Source organism: Herminiimonas sp. Marseille-P9896, from assembly GCF_903993245.1.
GTDB lineage: Bacteria > Pseudomonadota > Gammaproteobacteria > Burkholderiales > Burkholderiaceae_D > Oxalicibacterium > Oxalicibacterium contaminans.
On sequence record NZ_CAJEVT010000003.1, the window covers coordinates 16,112 to 29,404 of the forward strand.

The 13,293-nt window shown below is 54.5% G+C and carries 12 protein-coding genes; 5 read left to right on the forward strand and 7 right to left on the reverse strand.

Annotated elements, in window-relative coordinates:
- Positions 1–2: 2 nt before the first annotated feature.
- The 7 genes from H7U06_RS10500 to ggt form a co-directional block, all read right to left on the reverse strand.
- Positions 3–377, reverse strand: coding sequence for a VOC family protein (locus H7U06_RS10500; protein ID WP_175626135.1), 375 nt, complete (start codon positions 375–377; stop codon positions 3–5).
- Between the two features lie 14 nt (positions 378–391).
- Entirely contained in the window at positions 392–847 is a 456-nt protein-coding gene (locus tag H7U06_RS10505; protein WP_175626136.1) for a DUF2214 family protein, read from the reverse strand.
- A 19-nt stretch (positions 848–866) separates the two neighbouring features.
- Entirely contained in the window at positions 867–1,916 is a 1,050-nt protein-coding gene (locus H7U06_RS10510; protein ID WP_175626137.1) for a hypothetical protein, read from the reverse strand.
- A 98-nt stretch (positions 1,917–2,014) separates the two neighbouring features.
- Positions 2,015–3,763, reverse strand: a complete 1,749-nt coding sequence (locus H7U06_RS10515) for a glutamine--tRNA ligase/YqeY domain fusion protein (RefSeq protein WP_175626138.1) — start codon at positions 3,761–3,763, stop codon at positions 2,015–2,017.
- Positions 3,764–3,968: 205 nt separating this feature from the next.
- Positions 3,969–4,730, reverse strand: coding sequence for a YoaK family protein (locus H7U06_RS10520; protein ID WP_175626139.1), 762 nt, complete (start codon positions 4,728–4,730; stop codon positions 3,969–3,971).
- Positions 4,731–4,917: 187 nt separating this feature from the next.
- Positions 4,918–5,439, reverse strand: coding sequence for a DUF2569 domain-containing protein (locus tag H7U06_RS10525; protein ID WP_175626140.1), 522 nt, complete (start codon positions 5,437–5,439; stop codon positions 4,918–4,920).
- A gap of 117 nt (positions 5,440–5,556) precedes the next feature.
- Positions 5,557–7,155 (reverse strand): gamma-glutamyltransferase, encoded by a 1,599-nt coding sequence (gene ggt, locus H7U06_RS10530; protein ID WP_175626141.1) that lies wholly within the window; start codon positions 7,153–7,155, stop codon positions 5,557–5,559.
- A gap of 203 nt (positions 7,156–7,358) precedes the next feature.
- On the opposite strand from ggt, the gene ugpQ reads away from it, so the two are divergent.
- The 5 genes from ugpQ (at position 7,359) to H7U06_RS10555 (ending at position 13,199) form a co-directional block, all read left to right on the forward strand.
- On the forward strand, positions 7,359–8,141 hold the full coding sequence (gene ugpQ / locus H7U06_RS10535; protein WP_175626142.1) for a glycerophosphodiester phosphodiesterase: 783 nt from the start codon (positions 7,359–7,361) through the stop codon (positions 8,139–8,141).
- A gap of 103 nt (positions 8,142–8,244) precedes the next feature.
- Complete coding sequence (gene alaS / locus H7U06_RS10540; protein WP_175626143.1) at positions 8,245–10,854, forward strand: alanine--tRNA ligase; 2,610 nt, start codon at positions 8,245–8,247, stop codon at positions 10,852–10,854.
- A gap of 185 nt (positions 10,855–11,039) precedes the next feature.
- Positions 11,040–11,267 (forward strand): sulfurtransferase TusA family protein, encoded by a 228-nt coding sequence (locus H7U06_RS10545; RefSeq protein ID WP_175626144.1) that lies wholly within the window; start codon positions 11,040–11,042, stop codon positions 11,265–11,267.
- Between the two features lie 191 nt (positions 11,268–11,458).
- Entirely contained in the window at positions 11,459–12,208 is a 750-nt protein-coding gene (locus H7U06_RS10550; protein ID WP_175626145.1) for an electron transfer flavoprotein subunit beta/FixA family protein, read from the forward strand.
- 61 nt (positions 12,209–12,269) lie between these two features.
- Positions 12,270–13,199, forward strand: coding sequence for an electron transfer flavoprotein subunit alpha/FixB family protein (locus H7U06_RS10555; RefSeq protein ID WP_175626146.1), 930 nt, complete (start codon positions 12,270–12,272; stop codon positions 13,197–13,199).
- The last annotated feature ends 94 nt before the right edge of the window (positions 13,200–13,293 follow it).

Consider the following 13,293-nt stretch of genomic DNA (forward strand, 5'->3'; position numbering starts at 1 on the left):
CTTTAAGCAGCGGCCGTCACAAACTCTATCATCACGCCCGGTGTCGGTACGACAAACAACTGTCGCTCACCGGTAGCGGGTACTTCAGACGACTCGTATTCATATGAGGCTGCCTGCAATTTCGCAAGCAGCTTATCCCACTCGTCTGCACTATCCACTCCGAACGCAATGTGATCGATGCGCGTAGGCGACTTTGTCAGTGGTCGTTCGGAATTGGTTTTGATCAGATGGATCACGGCTTTGCCATCGTGATACAGCCAATAACCGTCGAAGCCAAAAGATGGGCGCTCGCCTGCCGTGAGTCCGACGATATCGCAAAAGAACAGGCGTACCGCTTCCAGTTGCGGTGTGACGATGGTGGCGTGATCGATTTTCATGCGTGCAGTGTGACTTATGAGCCGAAGTAGCCTATGCCCTTGGCAGCCATCGCTGCACACAGCATCATCGCTCCCAGCAGCATCAGTTCCGCATGGATAATGCCACGCAGTTTGCTGCTTTGCGCATCTGTCAGTTCAGGCACCACACCTTGCTTCAGCGTCTTATTCCACTTCAGGAAAGTCATGGTCGGATGGATGGAAATCAAACCGACGATGATGAAGAGCACCATCTTGATAATGAATGGTGCGCTATGCATGTAATAGTCCGCGCCTTTTTCAAAATACATCACACGCAAACCACCGATGATCAGGATCAGGCCAGCGGCGACGCCGTAGATGGCGTCGTAGCGCTGGATCTTCTTTGCCGTTGCGAGTGTTAGCGGTTGCTTGAGCAATAGCATTTCGAAGGCCAGCGTGAGCATGATGGCCAGGAAGGCTATGTGGTGGAGGAAGGCGATGAGTGCGTTCATCTAGTTTATCAAGATCATGCTATTTTTCTGCATTCTCTGAGCCTATATTGTCTGCGCATATAGTCATTGGAAAGCTGATGCTTTTCCAATTCTCCATTGCAAATTTTTGAATGCATGCCGTCAGTAATTTGGTGCCGTATATTGAAAGCTGGACTGTGTTTCCGTACGAGGAGTTTATGCGATCGTCCAGCCCGTCGTGGTGCATTGGATGGATAACTTGTAATCCACCATGAACAAATGAGCTACGAAAATCATACATTTTTCGTAGCTGTTTTCGTAAAACTGCTTTCTGCTTCTCGTCCGGTGAGAGGAGTAGGGAAATTCTCTCTACAAGTGCGGAGAAATTCTCTCCAACGCGAGTTTTAAAGAGTGACTCAAATCCATAAAAAATCCAAACAATATCTCCTGGTTCTCCTCGACTACGGCAAATATGCAGTAATGAAAAGAGCGCACTTTCTACTGGATTTTCTGCAACTTGTGCGGTTGGGCGATGAATACCGTTATACCAATGCTCTACTTGTGTGACGTCAATGGTTTTCGCTTTAGGCCAGTCGGGGCTCTTATCTTGCGACAGTAACTCTAAATAGTAAGCAGATAGTTGCAGAGATTTAAATGATTTATCTGTGTCGATGAATCCAACGTTGTAAAAATCTGCGCTTCCCGGGACTGATAAATTTAGAATTAAAAAAACGTCGTATAAAAAACATTCCACGAAGGATTGATAGTGCGAATTGACGCCTTTTTCAATTGCTGTGTCTCCAGAGATAGTTACTCTACAAGGGACCTCTTGAGTTTTAAAGAGAATGGCTAAGTCTTGTTGAGATATACGAGACGTTTTGTGCAACAGTGATGAAATTTTATATTGCTGTCGGAGTAGTTCCACGACCGCAGTCCATTCGACTTGAACCGTTATAATCCGCTTCTCATGCTGGTATGTACGTTCACAGATGGATGCAGGTAAATTTTCCCAAAGATCGAGTGATAAGCGGGCGTGATCCTCTGACTCTTTATAGTCGTAGGGGATTGAGAATGTGCCCGACAAGGTTATGTCGATAGCATTGCTATGCATGAAAGTTCATTTTTAGGGTCTAGATTAGTCAATTCAATTGACTGTGAATGTTTTGGCATTCTCTGGAGCGCATATAACGTTTTGTCTGAAAAATTAAGTTACTTCCCCCATCCATCCTTTAAAGTTACCGCCCGATTAAACACAGGCTTCCCAGCCTTGCTATCCACGCGATCAGCAACAAAGTAACCGTGACGTTCGAACTGCAATTTCTCATCCGGCTGTACCGCTGCGACGCCAGGTTCTACAAACGCTTGCACCACTTCTTTTGAATTCGGATTCAGTGCCAGTTTGAAGTCCTTGCCACCAGCGTCCGGATGTGGGTCGCTGAAGAGGCGGTCGTACAGGCGTACTTCAGCTTGCAATGCATGTGTTGCGCTAACCCAGTGCAGATTGCCTTTGACTTTGTAGTTGGCCGAACCTTCGGTGCCTGATTTGCTGTCCGGGAAGTAGGTGCAGTGGACGGCGGTGATGTTGCCGTCTGCGTCCTTGTCCGCGCCTGTGCATTCAACCACGTAGCCGTAACGCAGGCGTACCTTGTTGCCAGGGAAGAGACGGAAGTAGCCTTTGCTTGGTACTTCCATGTAGTCCTCTTGCTCTATCCACAGTTCTCTGCTGATAGGGAAAGTACGGTTGCCACGTTCCGGATGATGCGGATGTATAGGTGCCGAGCATTCGACGGTTTCGCCTTCAGGGAAGTTGTCGATGATGAGTTTGAGCGGACGCAGTACTGCGATGGCGCGTGGCGCTTTTTCATCGAGGTCTTCGCGCAGTGCACCTTCGAGCACGCTGTAGTCTATCCAGCCGTCGGACTTGGTGACGCCTGTACGTTCGCACATCAGTTGGATCGCTTCCGGTGTGTAACCGCGACGGCGCATGCCGACGATGGTAGGCATGCGCGGATCGTCCCAGCCTTCGACGATGTTTTCTTCTACCAATTGGCGCAGCTTGCGCTTGCTGGTGACGATGTAGGTCAGGTTGAGGCGCGAGAATTCGTATTGATGCGGCAGTGGTTTGGCGAAGAAGCCACCTTCAGCCAGATGTTCGAGGACCCAGTCGTAGAACGGACGGTGATCCTGGAATTCCAGTGTGCAGACTGAGTGCGTGATGTTTTCTATCGCGTCTTCGATCGGATGCGCGTAGTCGTACATCGGATAGACGCACCATTTGTCACCAGTGCGATGATGATGCGCGTGACGGATGCGGTAGATGGCCGGATCGCGCAGGTTCATGTTGGGCGAGGCCATGTCTATCTTGGCACGCAGGATGTGCGCACCATCTTCGAATTCGCCAGCCTTCATGCGGCGGAACAGGTCCAGCGATTCTGCGGCCGGACGGTCACGGAAAGGCGAATTTTTGCCTGGCTCACCGAAGTTGCCGCGGTTTTTCGCCATGTCTTCTGCGGACTGGCTGTCGACGTAGGCAAGACCTTTGTTAATCAAGTATTCGGCCATTGCATACAACTGGTCGAAGTAGTCGCTGGCGAAGTAGAGGTGTTCCTTGTTGCCGTCTTTCCAGTCAAAGCCCAGCCATTTGACGCTGTCTATGATGGTGTCTACGTATTCCTGTTCTTCCTTGGTCGGATTGGTGTCGTCGAAGCGCAGGTTGCAACGACCGGCGTAATCGCGCGCCAGGCCGAAGTTGAGGCAGATCGATTTGGCGTGGCCGATGTGCAGGTAACCGTTAGGTTCTGGCGGGAAGCGGGTGATGACCGTAGGCAGCGGCTGGCCATCCTTGCCGACACGTTTTTCGTGTTTACCGGCGGCGAGATCGGCTTCGATGATGCCGCGCAGGAAGTTGGAAGGTGCCGGGGTTGGATTGGTGCTGCCGTTTTTTGAATCGTTGCTCATGGATACGTGTTCTGGGCTAGGCGCAGGGTGAGTGCGCAATATTAAGAAGTAAAGGGCATTTTACCCGAGGCGGGCGGGTGTTGAGCCATAAATGGCTAAGCGCCGCCGCAGAGCGGTTTTTCGCTATGCGCGGCGGCTGTCGTCAGTTGTGAAGATCAAGCGTAAAGGCTGGTGGATACGGACGGCCAGCCTTGCCGGATAAGGCTCAGGACGCGGACACTGGTTTGTGGTTTTCCGCTTTGGCTGCCAGTTGGGCTTTTTCGCGTTCTTTTTCCTTTTGCAGGCGTTTGATGACGCCGCGCTCTATGTACATCAGGTAGAGCAGGATGGCGATGGGCAGCAGCAGCGCGAGGAAACCCGCGTATTGGTAGGCAAAAGCGGCACCGACTGCACCGACGCCAAAGGCGACGACCGGCCACAGGAATTTGATGCAGCGCTGTTTGACCGCTTCATTGGCCGAGCCAAAGATGACGTCCACCGAGTCAATTACGAGCTGGGTCACGTTGCCGGTCATCATGGCGGTGGGGGCCAGGTGAGGCAGCAAGAGTCGGCCGGCGGCGCTGTGCGTACCCATGGCCATCGCGCCGACGATACCTGCCAGTTCTGCCATCAGTGTGGGTTCATTGCCGATAGGGCTGGCGATATAGCCGAGTACCATGAAAGCGATCAGCAGGACGAGTTGCAGGATGTAGGCGTACCACAGCGCGTGGCGGCCGCGTTTGAGCAGGGATGCAATGAACAGGCGGGCGAAGACCACGCCAAAGACGAAGGCGGGAAAGGCGAGGATTTTGAGGAGCAGCGGCCCGCCTTGCGGGTGCGCCATCTCTGCGCCGATCAGTACAAAGTTGCCGGTGACGTGCGCGGTAAATAAACCAAACAGTGCAACGAAACCTAATGTGTCCACATAGCCAGCCAGGAAACCGAGGCTGCTATTTTGAATCTTGTGACGCATTTCACTACGCTTCATCGATTCTCACTCCATGCAAAAACAATGTTCAGGCACGGTAAATGACACAAGCGAGGCGGCGCACGATAGCTATAGGAATCGTGGGCAGGAACGACTTGCTTCAGATACCTGAAGCAATACTCTCACAAAGCGATGACAGTGTGGTTACGAGAATGTGAAAAAGATGTATTTTCCGCCACGCTGTAGTTTAGTAGTTGGGCTTGGCTGCATGGTGCACAAAGGTATTTTTGACGCGCACCGAACGCAGGAAGTAGGGCACCCAGATGGCCGCGCCTATGCCGCTTTTAACCAGTTCGATGACCGAACGGGAATTGCTTTGTTGCGCGTCGAGACCCAGCAGCGAAGTCAGCATGAGGTCCGCCAGTTGCAGTGCGGCGCTGACCACTATCCAGAGTATGAATATGGCGGGCGCGAGCTTGCGCTTCCGGAAGAAGAGGTAGCCCAGCCAGATGGTGAGGGCAAACAAGGCAAGGTTGGCCAGGATTTCCCAGCCGAGTACGGTGGCTAACACCGGGCTATAGTTCGGCGACTTCGTGCTCAGCAGCGAGATCCATACCGACGGGCGCAGCAGGTCCAAGAATGTCTGATGGAATTCATAGATCATCCGCAACGGGCTGATGATGAGGGCGATGGCGGGCAGCAGCAGCCAGCCGCCTATGCCGGATGGTTCAGGTGCAGGGACTGCTGGAGCGGATGCAACTTCGGACATGTCATTCTCGTGGGAAAAAATCAGCGCACATTAGACCCGAAAGCGGCCGCATAAACATCCCCATGAATATGGGAGTGCGGCCGCCTGGTGTGCAGTGTCGGGTGAACCAGCCAGTAATCAATAACCGACTGCCTGTCCGTCGCGACGTGGATCGCTGGCAGCGATGTAGCCGTGTTCGGTTTTCCAGATGAATTGACCGGCGCCGAAATCCATATAGCTGTCGGCGATGTTTTCGATTTTGTGGCCACGTGCCTGCAGCGCAGCGCGTACATCTGGTGGCATGGTTTCTTCGACGTCTACCGACATGCCGACATTGACCTTCCAGCGCGGTGCATCGCATGCCGCTTGTGGTTGCTGGTTATAGGACAGCATGCGGATCAGGGTTTGCACATGGCCTTGCGGCTGCATGTTGCCGCCCATGACGCCGAAGCTCATTTCCGGTTTGCCGTCCTTGCTGAGGAAGCCAGGGATGATGGTGTGGAACGGACGCTTGTTTGGCGCGACGCAGTTTGCATGGCGCGCAATGGTGTTGAAACCGAAGCCGCGATTTTGCAGGCTGATGCCGGTGCCTGGTACCACGACGCCGGAGCCGAAGCCCATGTAGTTGGACTGGATGAAGCTGACCATCATGCCGCTTTCATCTGCTGCGGTCAGGTAGATGGTGCCGCCTTTTGGTGGCGTGCCGTGGCTGGCGCGTGTCGCCTGGTCCATATTGATCAGTTTGGCGCGTTCGCTCAGGTAGCCATCGCTCAGCAAGTCCTTGACCGTGACTTCAGTCATGTACTTCTCGTCGGCCACCCATTTGTAGGTATCGGCAAACGCCAGTTTCATCGCTTCAATTTGCATGTGTTGCGCTTCGACCGAATCTACCGGGTAGCGAGAGATATCCAGCTTGTCGAGGATGCCGAGTGCGATCAGTGCTGCGATACCCTGGCCATTCGGCGGGATTTCGTGCACGGTGTGTCCGCCGTAGTTTTTCTGGATAGGGGTAACCCATTCCGGCTGGAAGCCGGCGAGGTCAGCAAGTGTCATGGCGGCGCCGTTTTCTTTGGCGTAGTTGACGATGGATTCGGCCAGCTCGCCGCGATAGAAGGATTCGCCATTGCTTTCGGCGATTTTGGTCAGCGTTTTGGCGGCATCGCTGAAGACGAATTGTTCACCTACATGCGGGGCACGGCCATGCGGCATGAAGGCTTGCGCAAAGCCGGGTTGGTTCTTCAGGATGGGAATCGCGTTATTCCATTTTTTCTGTACGACAGGTGCCACCATGTGGCCGCGTGCCGCCAGTTCGATCGCTGGTTCCAGCAGGTCGGCGAAAGGCAATTTACCGAATTTTTGCGAGAGCGCGACCCAGCCCGCGATCGCGCCCGGTACGGTGACTGAGTCCCAGCCGCGTTCCGGCATCAGGTTGTTGTGCTTTTGCTTGAAGTATTCAGGTGTCCACGCTGCCGGCGAGGTGCCGGAGCTGTTCAGGCCATGCAATTGATTGCCATCCCATACCAGTGCAAAAGCGTCGCTGCCGAGGCCGCAGGAAACCGGTTCAACTATGGTGATGGCGGCTGCCGCGGCAACCGCGGCATCGACCGCGTTGCCGCCTTTGAGCAGCATGCGCAGGCCGGCTTGTGCCGCCAGCGGTTGCGAGGTTGAAACGACGTTGCGCGCAAACAGCGGGGCGCGGATTGATGGGTAGGGATTGGCCCAGTCAAAAGTTGGCATGTGTAATCCTGAGGTGGTCGTTACGGGTAAATGCGTGGCCGGGGCGCGCCAGATGGCGCGGCCATCCGGCAGTCACGATAGCGGCAGACATTTTATCTGTTGTTGTGTTTCAGGTCTCGTGTTGAAAATGCAAGAAGTCCGGCTATATTAAGAGCAGCACGCTGATATACACTGTGCGCTCTTGAGTCGATTGGAATAACACCATGTGGCCCTATCCCAAGATTGTTGCGCATCGCGGTGGCGGCGTGCTGGCACCTGAAAACACGATAGCTGCGATGCGTTGCGGGCTGACGCACGGTTTTTATGCGGTCGAGTTTGACGTGATGCTGTCTAAAGACGGTGTGCCCATGGTCATGCACGACCCCGAGCTGGGACGTACCGTGCAGGGTGAGGGTAGCATAGCCGACTATACCGCGCAGGAATTGATGGAGCTGGATGCCGGGGCGTGGTTTGGCGTGAATTTCATCGGTGAGCCGGTACCCAGCTTTGAGCAAGTCGCGCATTTCTGCATACACCACAATATCTGGATGAATATCGAGATCAAGCCGGTTCCGGGGTTTGAAGACCAGACCGGCTGGGTGGTGGCGCAGGCGGTCAAGCGCCTGTTTGAACACTCACTGGATCGTACCCCGGGCGCTTTGCCCTTGCTGTCTTCATTTTCCTTCGACGCTTTGCGGGCGGCACAACTGGCGGCACCGGACATCCCGCGTGCTTTCCTGATAGAAGAGGTGACGCCGGATTGGCATGAACGCCTGTTGGCGCTGGGTGCGATTTCGCTCAATACCAACCACAAACACCTGACGCCGTTGCTGGCGCGCGCTGTGAAAGAGGCCGGATTTGGCCTGTTTTGCTATACCGTCAACGAACCGGCACGGGCGCAGGAAATCCTGTCCTGGGGCGTGGATGGCTTCTGTACCGACCGTATCGACCTGATCGGGCCACGCTTTGGCGAGGAACCGGCCCATATTTCCCCTTCGTCACGCTAAGCGCTCCCTTGTGGTTTCAACCATGAGAAGGGGAGGGTTATCGCGCCCATATCACGTATAATCTATCGTTTGCACCACCAATTTCCTTACTTTTAGCCAGAACATGAACTCGTCCGAAATCCGCGAAAAATTCCTGAAGTTCTTTGAATCCAAAGGCCACACGATCGTGCCGTCCAGTCCGCTGGTACCGGGCAATGATCCTACGCTGATGTTCACCAACTCGGGGATGGTGCAGTTCAAGGATGTATTCCTCGGCAGTGACAAGCGCCCGTATGTACGTGCCACCTCGGTACAAGCCTGCCTGCGCGCTGGCGGCAAACACAACGATCTGGAAAACGTCGGCTACACCGCACGTCACCATACTTTCTTTGAAATGCTGGGTAACTGGAGCTTCGGCGACTACTTCAAGCGCGACGCGCTGAAATGGTCGTGGGAACTGTTGACACAGGTTTACGGTTTGCCAGGCGAGAAGTTGCTGGCGACGGTTTATATCGAAGACCAGGAAGCCTACGACATCTGGACCAAGGAAATTGGCTTGCCGCCTGAGCGCGTTATTCGCATCGGCGACAACAAGGGTGGGCGCTATAAATCAGATAACTTCTGGATGATGGCCGACACCGGTCCATGCGGTCCTTGCTCGGAAATCTTCTATGACCACGGTCCGCACATCGCTGGCGGTCCTCCAGGCAGCCCGGATGAAGACGGTGATCGTTTCATCGAAATCTGGAACAACGTTTTCATGCAATTCGACATGGCAGAAGATGGCTCGGTCAAACCGTTGCCTGCACCTTGCGTCGATACCGGCATGGGCCTGGAACGCCTGGCCGCGATCCTGCAACACGTACACAGCAACTACGAAATCGATACCTTCGAGGCTTTGATCAAAGCTGCTGCGCGTGAAACCCATACGCAAGACCTCAGCAATAACTCGCTGAAAGTCATCGCCGACCACATCCGCGCGACCGCATTCCTGGTGGCTGACGGAGTGATCCCGAGCAATGAAGGTCGTGGCTATGTACAACGCCGCATCATCCGCCGCGCGATCCGCCACGGTTACAAACTCGGCCAGAAGAAGCCTTTCTTCCACAAGCTGGTGCAAGACCTGGTCGTGCAAATGGGCGACGCTTATCCAAAACTGAAAGCGGATGCACAACGCATTACCGAAGTATTGAAAGCGGAAGAAGAACGCTTCTTTGAAACGCTGGCCAACGGCATGGAAATCCTTGACGCAGCGCTGGCTGGCGACGCCAAGGTATTGCCGGGTGAAGTCGCATTCAAGTTGCATGACACTTTCGGCTTCCCGCTCGATCTGTCGGCTGACGTATGCCGCGAACGTGGTCTGAGTGTCGATGAAGCTGGCTTTGCTGCTGCGATGGAAAAACAAAAAGCAGCAGGTCGTGCTGCTGGTAAATTCAAAATGGAACGCGCGGTCGAATACACCGGCGCAGGCAATACCTTCACCGGTTACGAACACCTGGAAGAGCAAGCCACGGTCGTCGGCTTGTACTTTGAAGGCACAGCTGTACAGACCCTGAAAGAAGGCCAGGCCGGTATCGTCGTGCTGGACACCACTCCGTTCTACTCGGAAAGCGGTGGCCAGGTTGGCGACCAGGGCTTCATCAGTGCTGAAGGTGTGCAGTTCGGCGTTGAAGACACACAGAAAATCAAAGCGGATGTTTATGGTCACCACGGTGTACAGACCCAGGGTGCGTTGACAGTTGGCGACAAGGTCAAGGCCGCAGTGGATGGCGCACGTCGTGCCGCCACCATGCGCAACCACTCGGTCACCCACATCATGCATAAGGCCTTGCGTGAAGTGCTGGGTGCGCACGTGCAGCAAAAAGGTTCGCTGGTTGATCCTGACAAAACCCGTTTCGACTTTGCGCACAATGCGCCGGTTACCCGCGAACAAATTCTCGAAATCGAAAAACGCGTGAATGCAGAAATCCTGTTGAACTCGGATACGCAGGCACGTGTGATGGATATCGAATCCGCACAAAAAACTGGCGCGCTGATGTTGTTCGGTGAAAAGTACGGCGAAACCGTACGCGTACTGGATATTGGTTCCAGCCGTGAGCTGTGCGGTGGTACCCACGTCAGCCGTACCGGCGATATCGGTTTGTTCAAAGTCATGAGCGAAAGCGGCGTAGCTGCTGGCGTGCGTCGTATCGAAGCGATTACTGGTGCGAAGGCGCTGGCCTATGTGCAGGAGCTGGAAGCAGTGATCCATAGCGCAGCAGCGATGATGAAAACCCAGCCGGCAGAACTGGAGCCACGTCTGGCGCAAGTACTGGATCAGATGAAAGCGCTGGAGCGTGAAGTCGGCGCGCTGAAAGGCAAGCTGGCGTCGTCGCAAGGTGATGAACTGGTCGAGCAGGCGGTTGATGTCAAAGGCATCAAGGTACTGGCAGCGGTGCTGGAAGGCGCCGATGTCGCGACCCTGCGCAACACCATGGACAAGCTGAAAGACAAACTGAAAACAGCCGCCATCGTATTGGCAGCTGTGAACGACGGCAAAGTCAGCCTGATTGCAGGTGTGACCGCTGATTCCATCGGTAAGGTTAAAGCTGGTGAACTGGTCAACTTTGTCGCGCAGCAAGTCGGCGGCAAAGGCGGTGGCAAGCCGGATATGGCTCAGGCCGGTGGTACCGATGCCAGTGGTTTGCCGAACGCCTTGCAAGGTGTTGCAGCCTGGGTCGGCGAACGCGCTTAATTCATACCTGACGGCGCAAGCAGGGGTGTTGACCTGCTTGCGCCGTTTGCTTTTTCCGCAGGGCATTAAAAGCAGGTGTGTAGTTGCAAGCAATTGTTAAATAAGTTGTATACCCGGCCTCCGGCCATTCCCCTGTTGCGTTTGAGAGTAGAATCAATCGCATGTACTGATGTGAGAGTATGACCATGGAATTTACCAAAGACCTCGATGCACGGGGTTTGAATTGCCCTCTACCAATTTTGAAGACCAAGAAAGCCTTGGCCGAAATGGTGAGCGGTGAGGTCTTGCGTGTGCAAGCTACCGATCCAGGTTCGGTACGCGACTTCCAGGCCTTCGCCAAACAGACCGGTAATCAATTGCTGGAGCAAAGTCAGCAAGACGAAGTCTTTACCTTCTTCATGCAACGCAAATAATACGGATGCATGTGCTGTGGCCAGGCCACGGCGCATGCTGGCAATACGCCTGTTTCCGTACCTCCGATTTCCCGCCTTATCCCTACCGCCAGACTGGTCATAGTGTCCAGAACTGAGCATCTGCGCCACTTCCGTTTATAATCTTTCCTAGTTTACATTTACGTCCTTGTGACTTTTTCAAAGGCATAGCTATGAAAGTGTTGGTTCCAGTCAAACGTGTGGTTGATTTCAACGTCAAGGTCCGCGTCAAATCGGATCAGTCCGGCGTCGATATCGCCAACGTCAAAATGTCGATGAACCCCTTCGATGAAATCGCTGTGGAAGAAGCGACCCGCTTGAAAGAAGCCGGTAAAGCTACAGAAATCATCGCCGTTTCCTGCGGCGTCCTGCAATCGCAGGAAACCTTGCGTACCGCGATGGCCATCGGTGCTGATCGTGCAGTCCTGGTGGAAACCGACGTCGAGTTACAGCCGTTGGCAGTCGCCAAATTGCTCAAGGCAGTTGCTGATAAAGAACAACCGCAACTGATCATCCTCGGCAAGCAAGCGATTGATGATGATGCGAACCAGACCGGCCAGATGTTGGCTGCCTTGCTGGATTGGCCGCAAGCGACCTACGCGTCGAAGATCGAAATTGACGGTGACAAGATCAAAGTCACCCGTGAAGTAGACGGTGGCCTGGAAGTAGTCGCGCTGACGCTGCCAGCGATCGTGACGACCGACCTGCGCCTGAACGAACCGCGTTATGTGACTTTGCCTAACATCATGAAGGCAAAGAAAAAGACCCTGGAAAACTTCAAGCCAGCCGACCTCGGCGTTGATGTCACCCCGCGCCTGAAAACCTTGAAAGTCGAAGAGCCTGCGAAGCGCTCGGCCGGCATCATCGTGCCGGACGTAAAAACGCTGGTCGAAAAACTCAAGAACGACGCCAAAGTCATTTAATTATCTGTAGCGATGTGTGCCCGGCACCGTCGCTATATTGCATACATCACAGGAATTCACCATGACAGCACTCGTCATTGCCGAACACGATAATGCCTCCCTGAAAGGCAGCACCCTGCATACCGTTACCGCCGCTGCTCAATGCGGTGGCGAAGTTCACGTCCTGGTCGCAGGTCACCAGGCTGATGCAGCGGTACAGGCCGCCGCAAAAATTGCAGGTGTCACCAAGGTACTGGTAGCGGACGGCGCACAATTCGCCGACGGCCTGGCCGAAAACGTTGCGGCGCAAGCACTGGCACTGGCTGCCAATTACTCGCACATCCTGGCACCGGCTACCGCATACGGTAAAAACATCCTGCCACGCGTCGCCGCCAAGCTGGACGTCGCGCAAATTTCTGAAATCACCAAAGTCGTTTCGGCCGATACCTTCGAGCGTCCGTTCTACGCCGGTAACGCGATTGCCACCGTGCAGTCGGCAGATGCGGTCAAAGTCATCACCGTGCGCGGTACCGCTTTTGATTCCGCAGCTGAAGGCGGCTCGGCGACAGTTGAAAACGTTACGGCCGTAGCTGATTCCGGCAAGTCGTCGTTCGTATCGCGCGAACTGGCAACCTCGGCACGTCCTGAATTGACCGCTGCCAAGATCGTCGTATCCGGTGGTCGTGGTCTGGGGTCGGAAGAAAGCTTCAAAATCCTCGAGCCACTGGCTGACAAACTGGGCGCAGCGATGGGTGCATCGCGCGCAGCAGTTGACGCTGGCTACGTGCCTAACGATTGGCAAGTCGGCCAGACTGGCAAGATCGTGGCACCGGAGCTGTACATCGCGGTCGGTATCTCGGGGGCGATCCAGCATCTGGCTGGTATGAAAGATTCCAAAACCATCGTTGCTATCAACAAGGATCCGGAAGCACCGATATTCTCGGTAGCGGATTACGGCATCGTTGGCGATTTGTTTGAAATCGTGCCGCAACTGGTGGCCGAGCTGGGTTAATACCGGGCCAGCTAATATGCAGGGAGCCGTAGCGGGCAGTGTCGTTACAGCTTAAATGGGCAGGACGAGCAGCAGATGTGGTGCGTACAGGATG